The following is an 18,286-nucleotide window of genomic DNA, read 5'->3' on the forward strand; positions in this document are numbered from 1 at the left end:
GGGGCGCCGATGTGCGCCCCGATCAATCCCCTCCGAACAGCTTGAGCAAGCCTTTCTTGGCTTCCTCCTCTAGCTTGTCCTTAAGCACGTCTTCGATTTGATCAGTGTCTGTGATGGTCGAGTCCAGCTCTGACCCGACCTTTTCCAGAACCTTGGTTTTGGCGTCGTTTTCCAGATCTTTCAGCTTTCCCTCTGCCGCTGCCTCGATGACCTTTGTCAGGTCCGGACGGATCGAAGGGTCGCTCCACGGGCCGACAATACGCACAGGCACAGCGATGCCTTCGCCTGAGTTAGCACGCAGGGCGACCGGCGTGAACAGATAGTCGATATCGCGCGCGCCGATCCCTACGCGTCCCGATCCATCCGCCCTGAAATTATCCAGCGACATGAGCAGGTCGTTGTTCGTCAGATTGCCGCCATCCATCGTGAAACTGGCTGTCAGGCTGTTGAACACTGTGGTCCCTCCGGACCCTTCGCCGCGCCCCATTAGCCGGTTCAGGTCGAAGCCGGAGATGACGCCCTTCCCGACCGAAATATCGCCCTTCCCGGACAGCGACCGCATGATCGCATCTTCGGTCTGCCCCACGCCCAGAAACTCCAGCGAGGCCGAGGCCGTTCCCGTCAGCCGTTCAACCCCTCCGAGCGTTGACAGCGCCTGCTGCACGTCGATTCCTTCGGCTTTGAAGTTTCCGCCGACGGACAGGCCGTTGCGATTATTGGCCACTACCTGACCGTTCAACTGTCCGGAAAACAGAGTCGCAGGTTGCATTTTCAGAACCGCACGTGATCGGTCGAGGTTGAGCGTCAGGTCGCTTTGCCCAAGCGTCATGTCCGGCACGGCGATGGAGGACGCGGTCAGTCGAATCGAGCCATTCGCCAAGCCCAGCGCCGACGCGTCGATAGGTGTCGTCGACCACCCGTCACTGGCAGAAGAGGCCCCACCGCCACCGTAGCCTGTGTCGACGGTGTCTGCGAAGGTCGAAAAATCCAGATCCCCCGCCCGCAAACGCGCTGTGATCTTTGGAGGGTCTGAAATCACGATATCGGCCTCGCCATCGAACCGGTTGTGATCTAGCACTGCAGTCATGTTTCGCAAAGAGATGCGACCGTCCCGCGTGTAAGTCATTTGCCCCGCCACATCTGCCACACGCCCCAGACCATTGGGCACCGCCACGCCCGCCTGCCCGAACGCGGCCAGCATGGCGTCGGTATTGCTGGTCTTGACCTCAGTCTTGCCGTCCATTTCTCCTTCGATGGTCGCGCGCCCGTTGAAGGCGATACGCCCGCCCGGTGCTGTCATCGAAAGCTCCAGAGGTGCCGCGCCGCCCGAGGCGAAGGCTGGCAGGTCAGGCAGCTTCAGATTCACCTGAACAGTGCCACCGGGCACGGCCATATTGGCCTCCATGATCATCGGGGCCGAGACATCCGGCCATTGCGCCGAGAGGTTAACGTCCCGGAAATTCCACTTGGTCGCTCCGTTTTCGATAAAGATCAGGCGCGCGTTGCTGAGTTCCAGTCGGTCGAGTGTGATCGGTTGCGTGGCCTGAGGCGCGGACACTGTTCCTCCTCCGGTGCTGGGTGCGGAGGCAGGTGCGGTCAGTTCCCAATTGCCCCGGCCGTTAGCGTATTCCAGCCGCAGAACAGGGCTGTCAGCAAAGACCCGTTTGATCCTGATCTCGCCTCCCCACAGCGCCGCCGCATCCACGCCGAAAGACAGGCTTTCAGCGCTCAGCATCGGCTCAGACCCCGCCCACTCGGCATTGCCGAAGGTGACTGGCCCGGTTTCAAGGCCCAGAACCGGCCAGAAAGAGATCGAAACATCGCCCGAGAAGGTCAGGTCGCGCCCCGTTTCCGCTTTGACCTGTTCGGCCAGAAGCGCCCCCAGTTTGTCGCCGGGCATCAACAAAAGCGCGCCCACAACAAGGCCCACAACGGCCACCAAGACGAACAGGATACGTATCAGCCATTTCATCGAACTGCTCTCCGCCTTTTGGGCTTGTGTTTGAGGTATCATTCAAACCCACGGCCGCATTTGCAAGGGGAACCAATCCAAACTATATGCGGCCGCATGAGTAGCAATCCGCCAAACCTCCGCCCCGACCTTGCCCCGTCTGCCCGGATCACCGACACGCCGCGTTCAGGCCAGCCGACCATTGGTATGGTCTCATTGGGCTGCCCCAAAGCGCTGGTAGACAGCGAGCGCATCCTAACCCGGTTGCGCGCCGAAGGGTACGGCATTTCGCCCGATTATTCCGGGGCCGATGCCGTGATTGTGAACACCTGCGGATTTCTGGACAGCGCCAAGGCCGAATCTCTGGACGCCATCGGCGAGGCTCTGGTCGAAAACGGCAAGGTCATCGTGACCGGCTGTTTGGGGGCCGAGCCAGACTATATCCGGGAACACCACCCGCGTATCATGGCGGTCACCGGCCCGCATCAATACGAGCAGGTTTTGGACGCGGTACATGTGGCGGTGCCGCCTGATCCGGACCCATTCGTTGACCTGTTGCCTGCTAGTTCTGTGCAGCTGACTCCGCGGCACTACAGCTATCTCAAGATCTCTGAGGGCTGTAACCACAAGTGCAAGTTCTGCATCATCCCCGACATGCGCGGCAAGCTCGCCAGCCGTCCGGCCCATGCCGTGCTGCGCGAGGCCGAAAAGCTTGTCGACAATGGTGTGCGTGAGCTGCTGGTGATCAGTCAGGATACCTCGGCCTATGGGTTGGACCGGAAATACGATGTGAACCCGTGGAAGGACCGCGAGGTGCGCAGCCATATCACCGATCTGGCGCGCGAATTGGGGCAGCTCGATGCCTGGATTCGGCTACACTATGTCTACCCCTACCCGCATGTGCGCGAGTTGATCCCGCTGATGGCAGATGCGGGCTGCAACGTGCTGCCCTATCTGGATATCCCCTTTCAGCATGCGCACCCGGATGTGCTGAAGCGCATGGCCCGTCCGGCCGCAGCCGCCAAAACACTCGATGAGATCAAAGCCTGGCGCGAGATCTGCCCGGACATCACTCTGCGCTCGACCTTCATTGTTGGCTTTCCAGGCGAGACCGAGGCCGAATTCCAGACCTTGCTCGATTGGATGGACGAGGCGCAATTGGATCGTGTTGGTTGTTTTCAGTACGAAAACGTTGATGGCGCGCGCTCGAACGATCTGCCCGATCATGTGGCCCCTGAGGTCAAGCAGGACCGATGGGACCGTTTCATGGAGAAAGCGCAGGCGATCTCTGAAGCCAAACTGGAAGCCAAGGTCGGTCAGACCCTCCAGGTCATCGTGGATGAGGTCGATGACGAGGCCGCCACCTGCCGAACCAAGGCCGACGCGCCCGAGATTGACGGCAACCTTTTCATTGATGAGGGGTTCGAAACCCTCAAACCCGGAGACCTCGTTACGGTCGAGGTCGATGAAGCGGGTGAGTATGACTTGTGGGGCAAACGGGTTTGAACACCCCTAACCCTATGATCTGACAACTACAAATAAGTTAGGGCAAGCGTGAGCCGAGTTTATTGGCGCTTGCCCGCCAAAGCCGCGATGCTGAACTCGACACGGGTTGGAGGGTTTCATGTTTCGGTTTCCGAAGATTTCATCGCATTTCAAATTGCTGGCGGTGGCGGCCATGATGCTGGCGCCTCCGGTCGCGGCGCAGCACGCGCATAGCGGCGCGGTCACGATCTTGTCAGTCGGTGGCAACAAGCTGGTGATTTACACGCGCAGCAAACACTTTGTTCACCGGCATCACGCGGCTCCGGTCCTCAAACACAAGGTCAAACTGGGCAAGCGTGTCCTGCATCCGCGTCGTAAACTGGTTCTCAAGCATCACAGGCCGCGGCATCTGAAACACAGATCATTTGGTCTGCGCCACAGGATACATCGCAAGTTTCGCTGAGCGCTCCACGGCGTTTCAAGCGTAGCTTAAGGCGGTCTAGATCAGGCCGATCAGCGCTACGGCCCAGGCAATCCCAGCGGCAATCGCTGTCAATGCAACAGCTGCGCTCGCAGCATCTTTGGCCAGTCCCGCCAGCGGATGATGGTCGGTCGAGGTATAGTCGACCGCCCGCTCGATGGCCGTGTTGAACAGCTCGGCCACGAGCACGAGGACGCCCATGACAAGGATCAACGCACGCTCGGCCCCGCTGATCGGCAGCCACACAGCAAGCACCGCCGAGATCAGGTTGGCATAGCCCCAGACGCGAAAAGAATACTCATCCCGCCAGGTGGCGACCAATCCTTGCCAGCTCCATTTGGTGCGGTCCTTTAGGCGGGAAAAGAAATTGAGCATGGGTTCTCGGGCGATTGCTTTCGTGCCGTTCTGAAGGGTTGGCAAGCGCAGTGCAATGGGCAAGAAAAAACCGCCCCAAGGGCGGCATCCACTTCGTTTGATGTGCAGACGGCCCGCATTGGGGCCGCCTGCAAAACCTTTATTGTATCGGGTCACAGACAGTCTGGCCTGCTTCGGTTGTTGCCAGCTGATACCCGCCCGGGCAGCTTGGTGTGCCAGCTTTATCATAGCTCGGCTGAACGTATACTGGGGTCGGTTCTTCCTGCTGCGCACAAGCAGTCAGGATCAGAGCAAACGCACCAACGGCGGCAAACTTCAGTTTCATGTCCATCATTCCTTTATTACTTTGCTGATATTGCCCAATTTTCGGGGCCACAACCAGAATACGGGCTGACAAGCAATCTGGCAACAGAATCAATCACAAAACCGTGAAACGCAGCGATTCCATGCCAGCATGACCGGCAATTTGCGACTTACTCGCCAAGACAGGCTACCTTTTTCGAAACATAACCCTAGACTTTTTTCAGACATCAGCCAAAGGACGGAGTAGCCAAATGTCTCAATCCCCGATCATCGCCCAAGACTCGCCCATTCCCGTCGAGGTCGAAGAAGGGAAAAGCTATTTCTGGTGCTCCTGCGGCCAGTCTAAGCGGCAACCTTTCTGCGATGGCTCCCACAAAGGCAGCACGTTCGAGCCAGTCAAATACACCGCTGAGGCCAGCAAAAAGGTGTTCTTCTGTGGGTGTAAACATACGTCCAAGCAACCCCTGTGCGACGGGTCGCATTCCAAGCTCTGAAAGGCATTTCAGGTCCTGAGACTTCAGGCCTGTTCTGTTTGCGCGGCCTTGAGCGCGGCAAATTTCGCCCGATTCGGACAGGTCTGCGGTGCGTCTGTGCCCGCGGCCTGCCGATCCATCCATTCGGGGCAATCCTGCGCAGATGAGCACCCCCGGCAGAACTGGATCATCTCGGCCCATTCCTCTTGGCTAAGCTTGCCGGACCGATGCGCATGAACAAGGTCTGCGCCGGTTGTCTGCCCCATGCGCAGGACCAGACGGAAGTGGGTCATGATGTTTCCCAGATGCGGCATCCTACCAACCCGCGCTAGGGCATCAGTTTATGCAGCAAGTCTTTGTTGCGGCAGTATTCAGGGGTCCGGCTTAGAGACGATGCTTGAGCCAGCAGCGTTTGGCAATTGTCGGGATTGGGGCAATCGGTGCAGCGCAGTACCGCCTCCGAAAGCTGGTCCATGGACACATCGCCCCGGATAGTGGCTTCCTCCAGATCGACATCCAGCATGTTTGCCATGTCGTCCACCAAACCGGCATGCAATCGCAGTGATTTCAGGCTGGGCATGTTGCGTCCTTTCCCTGTCGCGCTGGCAAACAGGGTAGCAAGCATGGACCATAGGACTTTGATTCAGGTCAAATTGGGGCGCTGATCCGGTCCAGATAGGCGCGCGTGGCGTCCTGAACACGACGAAAGCGGTCTCCGCCCAGTTTCTTGCCGCCATACCAGCGGGTGACGATGATCACGTGATTGCGCAGGCCTTCACGCTCCAACATACGTAAGATCACCATGCCAGCGCCGCTTTCGCCATCATCGGCCTTTAGCCCGCCAGTCGGCAAAACCGCCGCCCATGTATTATGCGTGGCCTTGGCATAGCTTTTGTCCGAACGCAACGCGTCCAGCACCGCGTCAATCTCGGCCCGCGATTCGACATGCGCGCCCGACACCGCGTATTTCGAGCCCCGATCCGTCAAGACGACCCCCATCCGCAGCACATCCGTCATTGGGTCAATCCAAGCTGCCGGGCCGTTTGCTGAACGATCTGCACGCGCTGCGCGTTGGGCGGATGTGTGCTGAGGAACTTGTCAGCGGGATCCGGAATGCGGTCGAAATACTTGGCACCGACCAAGGGGTTATATCCGGCATTATAGGTAATGATTGTACCCAGTTGATCGGCCTCAAGCTCAAAGGTCTGGACATAGGCCTGCACACCCACTTTAGCACCCAGTTTCTGCGCCTCTTCAATCTCGGCGTCGCTGCCACCGCGAAGCCGCGCCAAGTCTCCGAATTTCGCGGCACTGGCGCTGGCGTTTTCGCTTTGACGGGCGATATGACTCAGAACGTGATGCGCCGCCTCATGGCCCATGACAAAGGCCAGCTCATCCGCGTTCTGGGCAGACTGGATCATCGAGCGGGTAAAAATGATCACTGGCTGGTTTTTGTCATCCAGTGTTTGAAACGCATTAGCCGGGGCCTTGGGATTCAGGTCCACCAGAATTCGGAAGTCGCAGTTCTGTCCTTTTGAGGTACGCAAACATTGCGCGCGGGCTTCGTCACCGATTGCCTGGCTAACCTCACGGAAGGTCTCAACCGTCACGGGCGCGTCCGAGGCCTCCCACTCGGCGACGGATTGCTCACGCAGGGTTTCCGCGCTGCATGCCGCCAGAAACAGTGCAATCACCAGAAGAATGAGTCGACGCATCAGGTTTCCTTCAAGCGGTCAGGCCTTAAGGGGAACATAGCGCGCGCATGACGGCACGACCATACCCGGATCGTGCCCAAACGACTTGCATTGCGAGGCGGTCGCGCGCACTCTGATCTCATGTTTTCGATTGAGCATGAATTCGACTCGACGGTGATTACTCTGGTGGATGAAGGCGACAAGCCTTTGAACGAAGACGTCGTCATCAACAGCTTCGCGGAATGTGTAACGTTGGAGCAATTCGATCCCCGCACCGGTGAGGTCCAGAAAATAACACTGTCGCCTGAACAGGTACGTGATCTGGCAGCCGCGCTGGACCTGCCCGAAGGCGTCTATCAAATTCGCGAAACGCAGGAATAAGGCTCCTATAGCGCGCGCGTGGACGGCGACACGCCGATGCCTTAGATATCGCAAACGTAGCCATTCAAACCCCTTTTTCGCAGGCCGCATCGACCGGGCGAAAAAGACCCAGCGAACTTGCCCCGCCCCTTGAAACCCAAGCCGTGGCAACCAAAATACAAACCGCTGATGTAAAGGAAGTTAACATATGTCCCTGAAAAACCCCGCCGCGCTGGAATTTCTGCAGGTGCGCCGCTCTCGCCCTGCAAAATCGCTGATCGCCCCGGCTCCGACGCGGGATGAGCTGTTGCCGCTGTTGATCGCAGCCGCGCGCAGCCCTGATCATGGCAAGCTTGAGCCTTGGCGGTTCATTGTGCTGGAAAAAGGCGCGATGGCGCGTCTGGCCAGCCTGACCGAGGACTGCGGCACCGCTTTGGGCAAAAGCCCCGAAGACATCGCAAAGGCGCGCAGCCAGTTTGATCTGGGACATCTGGCGGTGGCCGTGATCGAGGTTCAGAAACCGTCCGAGAAGATCCCCGCCATCGAACAGACCTATTCGGCGGGCGCGGTCTGTCTGGCGCTGTTGAACGCGGCATTGGCCGCAGGATGGGGTGCCAACTGGCTGTCCGGCTGGCAGACCCATGACCACACCTTCTGCCAAAAGGCATTTGGGCTGGCCGACAATGAAAGCGTCGCAGGCCTGATTCACATCGCCACCGAAGGCAGCGCCCCGCCCGAGCGCCCACGGCCTGATGTTGCCGCCCTGACGGAATGGGTCGCGGAATGATCATCCTCAACGCGTTTTTTGCAGCGCTGGGTCAGATCGGAGACCCAAAATTCCGCTCTGTCCTGTTTCGGGGCATCGGGCTGACGGTTCTTTTGCTGATCCTCGCCTGCGCAGGCGCGATCTGGTTCATCAATTCGCTATCCGGCAACGAGATTTCACTGCCATTTGTTGGCACGGTTTCCTGGTTGAACGACGTGCTGAATTACTCGGGCATTTTTCTGGTGCTGGCGTTGCCGGTGTTCCTGATGGTGCCGGTCGCCTCGGCCATCACCTCGATCTTTCTCGAGGACGTGGCACAGGCGGTTGAGGACGAGCATTATCCAACCCTGCCCAAGGCTCCAAAGATACCGATATCCGAGGCCGTCATGGATGGGTTGGGCTTTTTGGGCGTTCTGATCCTGGCCAATATCCTGGCACTGATCCTCTACGCGATCTTCCCACCCTTCGCCCCCTTCATTTTCTGGGCGATGAACGGGTTTCTGCTGGGCCGAGAGTACTTTGCACTGGCGGCGATGCGCCGTTTGGGCCGTGACGGGGCACGCAAGCTACGCGCCAAACACGCCACCACCATCTGGGCGGCAGGAACGCTTATGGCAATCCCGCTTTCCGTTCCTTTGGTGAACCTTGTGATCCCGATCCTCGGGGCGGCTACGTTCACCCATATCTACCACAAGCTTTCGGACACCTAAGGTCAGCGCGGCTCCAACTGGTTCAACCAGTCGAAGTCGCGCACAGAAATCGCGCCTGATAGGATGATCCCGGCGATGATCGCCCATAGAACGATCGAAATGCCGGTGGTAATCCACATCTTCTTTTTCATGTGATGCTCTTCCGGCGCACCCGCATGGGTGCCCGGAACGATATCCCCCAGATCGCCCTGCGTCTTGATACGAATAGGCAGAACGATCAGCAGCGTCATGAACCAGATGACAGCAAACAGAACCAAAGCGGCAGTGATAGTCATGTCAGGCCCTCCGGGCTGGCGTTACACCTGTTCCAACTCGACCAGGCAACCGTTGAAATCTTTGGGGTGTAGGAACAGCACCGGTTTACCATGGGCACCGATCTTGGGCTCACCCGAGCCAAGCACACGCGCGCCGGTTTCCTTCAGGTGGTCACGCGCTGCGATGATATCGTCGACCTCATAACAAACGTGGTGGATACCTCCGGCGGGGTTCTTTTCCAGAAACCCGTTGATCGGGCTGTCATCACCCAGCGGGTACAGAAGCTCGATCTTCGTATTAGGCAGTTCGATGAAGACAACCGTCACACCATGATCGGGTTCATCCTGAGGCGCACCCACCTTGGCGCCCAGCGCATTGCGGTATTGATCTGATGCGGCCTCAAGGTCCGGAACGGCGATGGCGACGTGGTTCAGGCGTCCAATCATGATAGTCTCCTCTGTCCTGCATTGCTTGGGTTATGGGGGCTGCCCGGGCAAAGAACAAGTGCGCCAAATTGCCCGTTAACCCTGTGTTAGCCAGAAGTTCCTAGCGTGAGACATCTGCTGGATAGGAGAGCTGCCATGGACGATTCGGGACCCTTGACCACCATTGCCACACCAACCGCGACCCGGCCGTTGCGGGGACAGACCATTCTGGTTGTCGAAGACAGCCGATACTCCTGCGACGTGATCCGCCTGATGTGCTTGCACAGCGGCGCGCGGATCCGGCGTGCAGATTGCCTGAAATCGGCCCGGCGTCACCTGCAGATCTATCGCCCCTCGATCATCGTCGTGGATATGGGGCTGCCGGATGGCTCGGGCGCCGATCTGATTGCCGAACTGACGCAGGCCACCCCTCGGATCGGCGTGATCCTTGGCATGTCCGGCGATGACTGCACCCGCGAACAGGCGATGCAGGCTGGTGCAGATGGATTTCTGGACAAGCCAATCAAATCCATGGCCTTCTTTCAAAGAACCATTCTCGAGCTGCTACCCGAAGACCGCCGCCCCAGCGAACTACACGCGGTCCGGGATGAGCAGATCCACCCCGACCCGCTCGCCTATCAGGACGACATGGCCCATATCGCCGATGTGCTGGCCGGTCCGAATGATCACCGCACGCTTGACTATGCAGCCCAGTTTCTCGGCAGCGTCGCGCGTGAGGTCAATGATCTGGTACTAATCAAGGCGGCAAAGGACCTTGCCGCATCCCGATCCGAAGGCACGCCGATCACCGCTCGCGCTGCGCAAGTTGCCGGGATCGTTCAAGACAGATTGCAGCAGAAAGAGGCTATCTGAATTGATCACCGCCTATTTCATCACCGCATCTTTGTTGTGTTTGTGGATGTACCGACAGGCTCGCAGCTCGGCTCGGGCCATCCGGGCGAAACGGGTCGGGGTGGCCAATCCTCTGGACTAAAGCGTTTCGGGTTTCACCTGAATCATCAAATGACACCAATGTCCAGAGAACGTCACAGGCATATCCAGGGATTGAGGTGGCGAGACAGACCGGAAATACACACGCATTCTCGCCTCCAGTGATCGGCCCGATCAGGTGATACGCAGCAATTGCTTGGTTTCGCCCCCTCAAAAGCAAACCGCCCGCTTGAAGCGGGCGGTTGTTGTCTAGTCCTGAGGGATGATGCGAAGCCCCAGTTCCATCAACTGATCCGAACTCGGATCGGACGGCGCATCCATCATCAGATCCTCAGCGCGCTGGTTCATCGGGAACATCATGACCTCGCGGATGTTGGCTTCATCAGCCAACAGCATCACGATCCGGTCAATGCCCGCAGCACAACCACCGTGTGGCGGCGCGCCGTAGTGGAACGCGTTGAACAGGGCACCAAAGCGGGATTTCACTTCGTCCTCACCATAGCCTGCCAGCTCAAAAGCTTTCAGCATGATTTCCGGCTTGTGGTTCCGGATCGCGCCCGAGACCAGCTCATACCCGTTACAGGCCAGATCGTACTGATAGCCGCGCACGTCCAGAGGATTGCCGTTCAGCGCTTCCATACCGCCCTGCGGCATCGAGAACGGGTTGTGTTCAAAGTCGATCTCGCCGGTTTCCTCGTCCTGCTCGTAGATCGGGAAATCCACGATCCAAGCAAAGGCGAAACGATCTTTCTCGGTCAGGCCCAGCTCATCGCCGATCACGTCGCGAGCCTTGCCGGCGACCTTTTCAAAGGCCTTCGGCTTACCACCCAGGAAGAACGCGGCATCGCCGACGCCCAGACCCAGTTGCTGACGGATCGCCTCGGTGCGCTCGGGACCGATGTTCTTGGCAAGCGGGCCAGCGGCCTCCATCCCTTCGCCCTGATCGCGCCAGAAGATGTAACCCATCCCCGGCAGACCCTCTTTCTGCGCAAAGGCGTTCATACGGTCACAGAACTTGCGGCTACCGCCCGTCGGCGCTGGGATGGCGCGGATTTCAGTGCCGTCCTGCTCCAACAGCTTCGCGAAAATCGCAAAGCCAGACCCGCGGAAGTGGTCGGAGACCACTTGCATTTTAATAGGGTTCCGCAGATCGGGCTTGTCGCTACCGTACCACAGGGCCGCATCCTTATAGGAAATCTGCGGCCAGTCCTGATCCACCTTACGGCCGCCACCGAACTCTTCGAACACGCCAGTCAGAACGGGCTGGATCGTGTCGAACACGTCCTGCTGTTCAACAAACGACATCTCGAGGTCGAGCTGGTAGAAATCGGTGGGCGAGCGATCAGCGCGTGGGTCTTCGTCGCGGAAGCACGGCGCGATCTGGAAATACTTGTCGAATCCAGACACCATGATCAGCTGTTTGAACTGCTGCGGGGCCTGCGGCAGTGCATAGAACTTGCCCGGATGCAGACGCGACGGCACAAGGAAGTCGCGGGCGCCTTCGGGCGACGAGGCGGTGATGATCGGTGTCTGGTACTCGCGGAAGCCCTGATCCCACATGCGGCGACGCATCGAGGCCACAACGTCCGAGCGCAAGGTCATGTTCTGCTGCATCGCCTCGCGGCGCAGGTCGAGGTAGCGATAGCGCAGGCGGGTTTCCTCGGGGTATTCCTGATCACCGAACACCATCAGCGGCAGCTCGTCGGCAGCGCCCAGAACCTCTAGCTCACGCACGTAGACCTCGATCTCGCCGGTAGGCAGTTTTGGGTTCACCAGATCGGCGTCACGCGCTTTGACGGTACCGTCGATGCGGATACACCATTCCGAGCGCACTTTTTCAAGCTCGGCAAAAGCCGCGCTGTCACCATCGCAGAGAACTTGTGTCACACCGAAATGGTCGCGCAGGTCGATGAACAGCACGCCGCCATGATCTCGGACCCGATGCACCCAACCGGACAGGCGGACGGTTTCACCGACATTGGCGGCGGTCAGAGCGGCGCAGGTGTGGCTGCGATAGGCGTGCATGGAATATCCCTTCGGGCGCAGAATTCGTCGCGCCGATACACCCTGTCAGGCGTGGAAAGTCAAGGCAGGTCGCGCCGTCAAAACGGCCTTTGAACGTTGCCGGAATAGAAATACACGCCCAGACCCACGGCAAAGATGATATTCCCCGCAATCGCGTGCAGCAGCACCGCGTAGAAGAAGGACCCTCGTTTGTGATAGGCCCAGCTGAATAGCAGGCCGCCGACAAAGGTCATGACGGCGACAATCCAGCTCCAATACATCAGATGGGCGAAGGAAAAGATGGCCGCGTTCAGGAGGTCAGCCTTGCGACCGTCAGGCAGGATCGCATGGTAGCGGCGGTAAAACAGCGGGCGGAACAACAGCTCTTGCGGTAGCGCAGACAGGAGCGGATAGCCGACCCAGATAAAGGCCAGCATCTCGGGCCGGTGTATCAAAAGGAAAAAGGCGGCGTCCGGGCGGGTCAGGTGGATCAGCGCGGTGCAGAACAGTGCTGTAACAGCCGTGAAAGCAGCCAGTTCGCGGAGCGACCAGTTTGCCCAATTGTAGCGAAGTTCGGCCCATTGGAAGCCCGGTGTGGCATGCAACAGGACAATGCCCAGCCCTGTGAATGCGAACAAGGCCGGGAACATCCAGTTGGGCGGGAACAGGACTGCAATCAGCAGAGGGACCACAACGAAGAACGCACCGAATTCAAGCCGCAGGCGCCCCATCGCTACAGGGCGGTGGTCCAACGCGCTGTCGTTGCTCATAACACCACCAGCTTGGCCGGGATTAGGCCGCGCAGAGAGTTGCCCATGAATATCGCCTTGGCGGACTTCAGATCATTCATTGTTAGAACGGCCTCGGCCCAACCCTCCTCCAAAAGCTGCTCGCGCAGAATGCCCGGCAAAAGACCGCAGGACACAGGAGGAGTAAGCCTGCGCCCGTCCGGCATTTCAATGAACAGATTGGTGATGGTTCCTTCGCACAGCTCCTCCCGCTCGTTGAGGAACAGCTCCTCATCAATGCCGTCAGGCAGGGAGGCTCGCGCAGTATCATAGACCACGCGGCGCGAGGTTTTGTGCTGCAACCATATGTCGTCTGAGTTCAGCCGGGTCTGAGAAATCCCCAACCGCCAGATCTCAGGATTGCGAGCCAAAGCGGCGGTGGTCAGCTCAAAGCCCCCGCCGACATCCATGGTCAACCGACACCGCAAGGGGGCATCGCTGGCAACGCCAGCCAAAACCACAAGCGCCGCGTTGCGGTCGAAGGGCAGCGCCAAGTCCTTGGCCGTGCGCGCCATGCGGTTCAGATGCCTGTCACGCCGCAAGAAACCCTGATCGAGGTGAAAGCCCAGCGTTTCGATCAGGCGGAAGTCAGGCTCAACTGGTGGGCGAAGCGGGCTTTCCATAGGGCTTCCTCGTATTCAGATGGGGCTGTGCTGTCCCAAACCACGCCGCCGCCGACATTCAGGGTGGCGTTTCCATCGTCCATCATCAGGGTGCGGATGGCGACGTTGAATTCCGACCGGCCATCCGGCGCGGCCCAGCCGATGGTTCCGCAATAGATATCACGCGCCCAGGGCTCCAACTCGGACAGGATCTCCATCGCACGGATCTTGGGCGCGCCGGTGATGGAACCACAAGGGAACAGAGCCGTCATGATATCGGACAACCCGGCCCCGACCTGCAGCTGCGCTCGCACCAGCGAGACCATCTGATGCACCGTGGCATAGGTTTCGACCTTGAACAACTCGGGCACATGAACAGAACCGGGGAGCGCCACGCGGCTGATATCATTGCGCAGCAGGTCAACGATCATCAGGTTCTCGGCTCGGTTCTTCTCATCCCAGGACAGGAAGTTGCGACGGCGGGCGTCCTCGGCCATGTCCTCGCAACGCGGTTGGGTGCCCTTCATAGGCCGCGTTTCGATTCGACCGGTTTCATCCGTGCGGAAGAAAAGCTCGGGCGAGCGACTAAGAAGGTCCGGCAGACCGTCCTGTTGAACCAGCGCTCCATGGCCGACCGGTTGGCCGGATGTCAGCGCCGCGTAGAGCGCCGCGCTTTCTCCATCGACCGTCAGATCAATCGGGAAGGTCAGGTTCGCCTGATAGATATCCCCTGCCCCGATGGCATCATGCACTGCCCTGAAGGCCTGACTGTAGCGGGTCTCATCCCAACGCGGCTGAAACGTGGATACGCCGCCATCGGCTTTGGGTAGCGCGCTTTGATCCGGTGCGTCATAGACGCCGAAACACAGCAGCGGCAGTTTGCGGTCATTCGGCAGCAGTCCAAGCAGTTTAGGTTCCAGCACATAGCCCAGCTCATAGCTGGCATAACCAGCCAGCCAACTACCCGCCGCGCGCGCGTCATCGAGGGCCGCCAACGCCTGTGGCACCTCGTCCGCGGCATCCGCCCGGATGATGTGGGATGGCCGGTCGAACCGGGTTCCCGGACCGGCAGGTCCCTGATCAAAACGAATACGCAAGTGCATCCTCATAAGCCGTGATGCGCGATATAGAGAATACTCTGCCAAGGGAAAGGGGGGAAAGCGGCAATTTCACCTCTGTTCCCGATACCTCTTGCACCTTTTCGCGCGGTCCCTATAACGCAGGACAATTTGGGCGCTGGGGCGGTGCCCTGACTCGCTGACAATCGAAGGAACAAGGCCATGCCGAGAAGAACCGACATCAAGTCGATCATGATCATCGGGGCGGGCCCCATTGTTATCGGACAAGCCTGCGAGTTTGACTATTCCGGCGCTCAGGCCTGTAAGGCGCTGCGTGAGGAAGGATACCGGGTCATTCTGGTGAACTCGAACCCCGCGACGATCATGACCGATCCGGGTCTGGCCGACGCGACGTATATTGAGCCGATCACCCCCGAAGTGGTCGCCAAGATCATCGAGAAAGAGCGCCCCGATGCCCTGCTGCCGACCATGGGTGGCCAAACCGGCCTGAACACCTCGCTAGCGCTGGAAGAGATGGGCGTGCTGAACAAGTTCGGCGTCGAGATGATCGGCGCTAAACGCGACGCGATCGAAATGGCAGAAGACCGTGCTCTGTTCCGCGAGGCGATGGACCGGTTGGGCCTTGAAAACCCCAAGGCAACCATCGTGACCGCGCCCAAGCGTGAAGACGGTTCTACCGATCTGGATGCCGGTGTTCAGATGGCCTTGGACGAGCTGGAGGAAATCGGCCTGCCCGCCATCATCCGACCTGCCTTTACGCTTGGCGGTACCGGCGGCGGCGTGGCCTATAACCGCGAGGATTACATCCATTTCTGCCGCTCGGGCATGGATGCCTCGCCGGTGAACCAGATCCTCGTCGATGAAAGCCTGCTGGGCTGGAAAGAATACGAGATGGAGGTGGTCCGCGACACCGCCGACAACGCCATCATCGTCTGCTCGATTGAAAACGTTGATCCGATGGGCGTGCATACGGGTGACTCGATCACCGTGGCCCCTGCCCTGACGCTGACCGACAAGGAATATCAGATCATGCGCAACGGCTCGATTGCCGTTCTGCGCGAGATCGGGGTTGAGACCGGTGGCTCGAACGTACAGTGGGCGATCAACCCTGAAGATGGCCGCATGGTCGTCATCGAGATGAACCCGCGGGTATCGCGCTCATCCGCTCTGGCCTCCAAAGCGACCGGTTTTCCGATTGCCAAGATCGCCGCGAAGCTGGCCGTCGGCTACACGCTGGACGAGCTGGACAATGACATCACCAAGGTCACCCCCGCGTCGTTCGAGCCGACCATTGACTATGTCGTCACAAAGATCCCGAAATTCGCCTTCGAGAAATTCCCGGGGTCTGAGCCCTACCTGACCACCGCGATGAAGTCGGTGGGTGAGGCCATGTCCATCGGCCGCACGATCCACGAATCGATGCAGAAGGCGCTGGCCTCAATGGAATCGGGCCTCACCGGCTTTGACGAAATCGAAATCTCCGGCCTGAATGTAGGTGTTTGGGAAGAAGCGGACGACAAGGCTGCCGTGATCAAAGCGATCAGTCAGCAGACTCCCGACCGTCTGCGCACGATTGCGCAAGCGATGCGTCACGGTCTTTCCGATGATGAGATTTTCGGTGTCACCAAATTCGACCCTTGGTTCCTGGCCCGCATCCGCGAGATCATCGAGGCCGAGCGCCAGGTCCGCAAAGACGGCCTGCCGGTCACCGAGGACGGCATCCGAAAACTGAAAATGCTGGGCTTCACCGACGCACGTCTGGGCAACCTGACTGGCCGTGACGAAGACAACGTCCGCCGCGCCCGCCGCAATCTGGGCGTAAAGGCCGTGTTCAAACGCATTGACACCTGTGCCGCCGAATTCGAAGCGCAGACACCTTATATGTACTCGACCTACGAAGCTCCGATGATGGGTGAAGTTGAGTGTGAGGCGCGCCCAAGTGACCGTAAAAAGGTCGTCATCCTTGGCGGTGGTCCGAACCGGATCGGTCAGGGCATCGAGTTCGACTATTGCTGCTGTCACGCCTGCTTTGCGCTGACCGACGCGGGTTATGAGACCATCATGGTCAACTGCAACCCCGAGACGGTCTCGACCGACTATGACACCTCGGATCGTCTGTATTTTGAGCCGCTGACTTTTGAGCACGTCATGGAAATCCTGACGAAAGAGCAGGAAAACGGCACGCTGCACGGCGTCATCGTCCAGTTCGGCGGCCAGACTCCGCTGAAACTGGCGAACGCGCTTGAGGCCGAAGGCATTCCGATCCTCGGCACCACGCCCGACGCGATCGACCTAGCTGAAGACCGTGAACGCTTCCAGGCGCTGGTCAACGAGCTGGGCCTGAAGCAGCCGAAAAACGGCATCGCTTCGACCGATGAACAAGCGCTTGAGATCGCAGAGGAAATCGGCTTCCCGCTGGTGATCCGCCCTTCTTACGTTCTGGGCGGTCGTGCGATGGAGATCGTGCGCGATATGGATCAGCTGCGGCGCTACATCAACGAGGCTGTTGTGGTCTCGGGCGACAGCCCGGTTCTGCTGGACAGCTATCTGGCCGGTGCGGTTGAGCTGGACGTGGACGCTCTGTGCGATGGCACCGATGTTCACGTTGCAGGCATTATGCAGCATATCGAAGAGGCAGGCGTTCACTCGGGCGACTCGGCCTGCTCACTGCCGCCCTATTCACTGTCGAAAGAGATCATCGAGCAGATCAAGGAACAAGCGTTTAAACTGGCCAAGGCGTTAAACGTGGTCGGCCTGATGAACGTCCAGTTTGCGATCAAGGATGGTGAGATTTACCTGATCGAAGTAAACCCCCGCGCCTCGCGTACCGTACCCTTCGTCGCCAAGGCCACCGACAGCGCGATTGCGTCCATCGCGGCGCGTGTGATGGCCGGTGAGAAACTGGCGGACTTCCCGAAACGCCCGCCCTACAAGACAGTCGATGACAGCAAGATCGCCGACCAGATGACGCTGGCCGACCCCGACATGCCGTGGTTCTCGGTGAAAGAGGCCGTGCTGCCCTTCGCCCGCTTCCCCGGCGTCGACACCATTCTGGGCCCGGAAATGCGCTCGACCGGTGAGGTCATGGGCTGGGATCGCGACTTCCCGCGCGCATTCCTGAAGGCACAGATAGGCGCTGGCATGGTGCTGCCCTCATCCGGCCGCGCATTCATCTCGATCAAGGATGCAGACAAAGGGCCGGATATGTTGGAGGCCGCGCGCGTTCTAGTCGATCAGAGCTTCGAACTGGTCGCTACACGCGGCACGCAAACCTGGCTGGACGCGCAGGGCGTACCTTGCGAAGTGGTCAACAAGGTCTATGAGGGACGCCCCGATGTGACTGACCTGATGAAAGACGGCGGTGTTCAGCTAGTGATGAACTCGACCGAAGGCGCACAGGCGGTGGAAGACAGCCGGTCGATCCGCTCAATCGCTCTGTATGACAAGATCCCCTATTTCACCACCGCCGCCGCCAGCTACGCAGCAGCGTTGGCGATCAAGGCACAAGCCGAAGGTGATGTTGAAGTGAAATCGCTGCAGGGCTGACGTGCAGCACCAAGGAAAAAGCAAAACCCCCGGTCTTT

21 protein-coding genes are annotated in these 18,286 nt (G+C 59.2%); 8 read left to right on the forward strand and 13 right to left on the reverse strand.

Features of this window, described 5'->3' with window-relative positions; translation table 11 throughout:
* Window positions 1-22 precede the first annotated feature (22 nt).
* Window positions 23-1,972, reverse strand: a complete 1,950-nt coding sequence (locus ACR0IP_RS17950) for an AsmA family protein (RefSeq protein ID WP_480527038.1) — start codon at window positions 1,970-1,972, stop codon at window positions 23-25.
* Window positions 1,973-2,068: 96 nt separating this feature from the next.
* On the opposite strand from ACR0IP_RS17950, the gene rimO reads away from it, so the two are divergent.
* Both rimO and ACR0IP_RS17960 read left to right on the forward strand, forming a co-directional pair.
* Window positions 2,069-3,457: a 30S ribosomal protein S12 methylthiotransferase RimO gene (gene rimO / locus ACR0IP_RS17955; protein WP_480527040.1), complete on the forward strand. Its 1,389-nt coding sequence runs from the start codon at window positions 2,069-2,071 to the stop codon at window positions 3,455-3,457.
* Window positions 3,458-3,575: 118 nt separating this feature from the next.
* The gene (locus tag ACR0IP_RS17960; protein ID WP_170680414.1) at window positions 3,576-3,899 is read left to right on the forward strand and encodes a hypothetical protein; all 324 of its coding nucleotides are present in this window, start codon (window positions 3,576-3,578) and stop codon (window positions 3,897-3,899) included.
* A gap of 36 nt (window positions 3,900-3,935) precedes the next feature.
* Here the strand turns inward: ACR0IP_RS17960 and ACR0IP_RS17965 are convergent, their stop codons facing one another.
* The gene (locus ACR0IP_RS17965) at window positions 3,936-4,355 is read right to left on the reverse strand and encodes a diacylglycerol kinase (RefSeq protein WP_480527042.1); all 420 of its coding nucleotides are present in this window, start codon (window positions 4,353-4,355) and stop codon (window positions 3,936-3,938) included.
* Between the two features lie 76 nt (window positions 4,356-4,431).
* The gene (locus ACR0IP_RS17970; protein ID WP_425085163.1) at window positions 4,432-4,617 is read right to left on the reverse strand and encodes a hypothetical protein; all 186 of its coding nucleotides are present in this window, start codon (window positions 4,615-4,617) and stop codon (window positions 4,432-4,434) included.
* Window positions 4,618-4,846: 229 nt separating this feature from the next.
* Between ACR0IP_RS17970 and ACR0IP_RS17975 the strand changes: the two genes are divergently transcribed.
* Window positions 4,847-5,089 carry a CDGSH iron-sulfur domain-containing protein gene (locus tag ACR0IP_RS17975; protein ID WP_170689272.1) on the forward strand — a complete coding sequence of 81 codons (243 nt, stop codon included), beginning with the start codon at window positions 4,847-4,849 and terminating at the stop codon, window positions 5,087-5,089.
* A gap of 23 nt (window positions 5,090-5,112) precedes the next feature.
* On the opposite strand, the gene ACR0IP_RS17980 is transcribed toward ACR0IP_RS17975, so the two are convergent.
* From ACR0IP_RS17980 to ACR0IP_RS17995, 4 genes are all read right to left on the reverse strand, one after another.
* Window positions 5,113-5,382, reverse strand: a complete 270-nt coding sequence (locus ACR0IP_RS17980; protein WP_170468240.1) for a DUF6455 family protein — start codon at window positions 5,380-5,382, stop codon at window positions 5,113-5,115.
* Between the two features lie 14 nt (window positions 5,383-5,396).
* On the reverse strand, window positions 5,397-5,648 hold the full coding sequence (locus ACR0IP_RS17985) for a DUF6455 family protein (RefSeq protein ID WP_170492215.1): 252 nt from the start codon (window positions 5,646-5,648) through the stop codon (window positions 5,397-5,399).
* A gap of 68 nt (window positions 5,649-5,716) precedes the next feature.
* Window positions 5,717-6,085: a YigZ family protein gene (locus ACR0IP_RS17990; protein ID WP_170460595.1), complete on the reverse strand. Its 369-nt coding sequence runs from the start codon at window positions 6,083-6,085 to the stop codon at window positions 5,717-5,719.
* Window positions 6,082-6,783: a M48 family metallopeptidase gene (locus tag ACR0IP_RS17995; RefSeq protein WP_170374736.1), complete on the reverse strand. Its 702-nt coding sequence runs from the start codon at window positions 6,781-6,783 to the stop codon at window positions 6,082-6,084. Before ACR0IP_RS17995 ends, ACR0IP_RS17990 begins: the two co-directional genes overlap by 4 nt.
* 120 nt (window positions 6,784-6,903) lie before the next feature.
* On the opposite strand from ACR0IP_RS17995, the gene ACR0IP_RS18000 reads away from it, so the two are divergent.
* From ACR0IP_RS18000 to ACR0IP_RS18010, 3 genes are all read left to right on the forward strand, one after another.
* Window positions 6,904-7,143 (forward strand): hypothetical protein, encoded by a 240-nt coding sequence (locus ACR0IP_RS18000; protein WP_170375333.1) that lies wholly within the window; start codon window positions 6,904-6,906, stop codon window positions 7,141-7,143.
* A gap of 187 nt (window positions 7,144-7,330) precedes the next feature.
* Window positions 7,331-7,909: a nitroreductase family protein gene (locus tag ACR0IP_RS18005; RefSeq protein WP_170374734.1), complete on the forward strand. Its 579-nt coding sequence runs from the start codon at window positions 7,331-7,333 to the stop codon at window positions 7,907-7,909.
* Entirely contained in the window at window positions 7,906-8,598 is a 693-nt protein-coding gene (locus ACR0IP_RS18010) for an EI24 domain-containing protein (RefSeq protein WP_170374731.1), read from the forward strand. Before ACR0IP_RS18005 ends, ACR0IP_RS18010 begins: the two co-directional genes overlap by 4 nt.
* Before the next feature lie 2 nt (window positions 8,599-8,600).
* Here ACR0IP_RS18010 and ACR0IP_RS18015 read toward each other — a convergent pair whose 3' ends face one another.
* Both ACR0IP_RS18015 and mce read right to left on the reverse strand, forming a co-directional pair.
* Window positions 8,601-8,873: a DUF1467 family protein gene (locus tag ACR0IP_RS18015; protein ID WP_170374730.1), complete on the reverse strand. Its 273-nt coding sequence runs from the start codon at window positions 8,871-8,873 to the stop codon at window positions 8,601-8,603.
* A gap of 21 nt (window positions 8,874-8,894) precedes the next feature.
* Window positions 8,895-9,299, reverse strand: a complete 405-nt coding sequence (gene mce, locus ACR0IP_RS18020; RefSeq protein ID WP_170374728.1) for a methylmalonyl-CoA epimerase — start codon at window positions 9,297-9,299, stop codon at window positions 8,895-8,897.
* 135 nt (window positions 9,300-9,434) lie between these two features.
* Here mce and ACR0IP_RS18025 point away from each other — a divergent pair, with 135 nt between their 5' ends.
* Window positions 9,435-10,151, forward strand: coding sequence for a response regulator (locus tag ACR0IP_RS18025; protein ID WP_170374726.1), 717 nt, complete (start codon window positions 9,435-9,437; stop codon window positions 10,149-10,151).
* 327 nt (window positions 10,152-10,478) lie between these two features.
* Here ACR0IP_RS18025 and aspS read toward each other — a convergent pair whose 3' ends face one another.
* The 4 genes from aspS to ACR0IP_RS18045 all read right to left on the reverse strand — a co-directional run bounded on the left by aspS (window position 10,479) and on the right by ACR0IP_RS18045 (window position 14,726).
* Window positions 10,479-12,254, reverse strand: coding sequence for an aspartate--tRNA ligase (gene aspS, locus ACR0IP_RS18030; RefSeq protein WP_480527047.1), 1,776 nt, complete (start codon window positions 12,252-12,254; stop codon window positions 10,479-10,481).
* 77 nt (window positions 12,255-12,331) lie between these two features.
* A complete protein-coding gene (locus tag ACR0IP_RS18035; protein WP_170689270.1) occupies window positions 12,332-13,003 on the reverse strand; it encodes a CPBP family intramembrane glutamic endopeptidase in 672 nt (223 codons plus the stop codon).
* Window positions 13,000-13,644: an aminotransferase class IV family protein gene (locus tag ACR0IP_RS18040; RefSeq protein ID WP_170374719.1), complete on the reverse strand. Its 645-nt coding sequence runs from the start codon at window positions 13,642-13,644 to the stop codon at window positions 13,000-13,002. Before ACR0IP_RS18040 ends, ACR0IP_RS18035 begins: the two co-directional genes overlap by 4 nt.
* On the reverse strand, window positions 13,599-14,726 hold the full coding sequence (locus ACR0IP_RS18045) for an aminodeoxychorismate synthase component I (protein ID WP_480527050.1): 1,128 nt from the start codon (window positions 14,724-14,726) through the stop codon (window positions 13,599-13,601). The genes ACR0IP_RS18040 and ACR0IP_RS18045 overlap by 46 nt, the downstream gene beginning before the upstream one ends.
* Window positions 14,727-14,903: 177 nt before the next feature.
* On the opposite strand from ACR0IP_RS18045, the gene carB reads away from it, so the two are divergent.
* The gene (gene carB / locus ACR0IP_RS18050) at window positions 14,904-18,248 is read left to right on the forward strand and encodes a carbamoyl-phosphate synthase large subunit (RefSeq protein ID WP_480527052.1); all 3,345 of its coding nucleotides are present in this window, start codon (window positions 14,904-14,906) and stop codon (window positions 18,246-18,248) included.
* Window positions 18,249-18,286 lie beyond the last annotated feature (38 nt).

Source organism: Ruegeria sp. AL11 (genome assembly GCF_056540865.1).

Excerpts from the sequence above, each read along its gene's own strand:
- ACR0IP_RS17950 (WP_480527038.1), bottom strand. The coding sequence starts at position 1,972 with ATGAAATGGCTGATACGTATCCTGTTCGTCTTGGTGGCCGTTGTGGGC.
- rimO (WP_480527040.1), top strand. The coding sequence starts at position 2,069 with ATGAGTAGCAATCCGCCAAACCTCCGCCCCGACCTTGCCCCGTCTGCC.
- ACR0IP_RS17960 (WP_170680414.1), top strand. The coding sequence starts at position 3,576 with ATGTTTCGGTTTCCGAAGATTTCATCGCATTTCAAATTGCTGGCGGTG.
- ACR0IP_RS17970 (WP_425085163.1), bottom strand. The coding sequence starts at position 4,617 with ATGAAACTGAAGTTTGCCGCCGTTGGTGCGTTTGCTCTGATCCTGACT.
- ACR0IP_RS17975 (WP_170689272.1), top strand. The coding sequence starts at position 4,847 with ATGTCTCAATCCCCGATCATCGCCCAAGACTCGCCCATTCCCGTCGAG.
- ACR0IP_RS17980 (WP_170468240.1), bottom strand. The coding sequence starts at position 5,382 with ATGCCGCATCTGGGAAACATCATGACCCACTTCCGTCTGGTCCTGCGC.
- ACR0IP_RS17985 (WP_170492215.1), bottom strand. The coding sequence starts at position 5,648 with ATGCCCAGCCTGAAATCACTGCGATTGCATGCCGGTTTGGTGGACGAC.
- ACR0IP_RS17990 (WP_170460595.1), bottom strand. The coding sequence starts at position 6,085 with ATGACGGATGTGCTGCGGATGGGGGTCGTCTTGACGGATCGGGGCTCG.
- ACR0IP_RS17995 (WP_170374736.1), bottom strand. The coding sequence starts at position 6,783 with ATGCGTCGACTCATTCTTCTGGTGATTGCACTGTTTCTGGCGGCATGC.
- ACR0IP_RS18000 (WP_170375333.1), top strand. The coding sequence starts at position 6,904 with ATGTTTTCGATTGAGCATGAATTCGACTCGACGGTGATTACTCTGGTG.
- ACR0IP_RS18005 (WP_170374734.1), top strand. The coding sequence starts at position 7,331 with ATGTCCCTGAAAAACCCCGCCGCGCTGGAATTTCTGCAGGTGCGCCGC.
- ACR0IP_RS18010 (WP_170374731.1), top strand. The coding sequence starts at position 7,906 with ATGATCATCCTCAACGCGTTTTTTGCAGCGCTGGGTCAGATCGGAGAC.
- ACR0IP_RS18015 (WP_170374730.1), bottom strand. The coding sequence starts at position 8,873 with ATGACTATCACTGCCGCTTTGGTTCTGTTTGCTGTCATCTGGTTCATG.
- mce (WP_170374728.1), bottom strand. The coding sequence starts at position 9,299 with ATGATTGGACGCCTGAACCACGTCGCCATCGCCGTTCCGGACCTTGAG.
- ACR0IP_RS18025 (WP_170374726.1), top strand. The coding sequence starts at position 9,435 with ATGGACGATTCGGGACCCTTGACCACCATTGCCACACCAACCGCGACC.
- aspS (WP_480527047.1), bottom strand. The coding sequence starts at position 12,254 with ATGCACGCCTATCGCAGCCACACCTGCGCCGCTCTGACCGCCGCCAAT.
- ACR0IP_RS18035 (WP_170689270.1), bottom strand. The coding sequence starts at position 13,003 with ATGAGCAACGACAGCGCGTTGGACCACCGCCCTGTAGCGATGGGGCGC.
- ACR0IP_RS18040 (WP_170374719.1), bottom strand. The coding sequence starts at position 13,644 with ATGGAAAGCCCGCTTCGCCCACCAGTTGAGCCTGACTTCCGCCTGATC.
- ACR0IP_RS18045 (WP_480527050.1), bottom strand. The coding sequence starts at position 14,726 with ATGCACTTGCGTATTCGTTTTGATCAGGGACCTGCCGGTCCGGGAACC.
- carB (WP_480527052.1), top strand. The coding sequence starts at position 14,904 with ATGCCGAGAAGAACCGACATCAAGTCGATCATGATCATCGGGGCGGGC.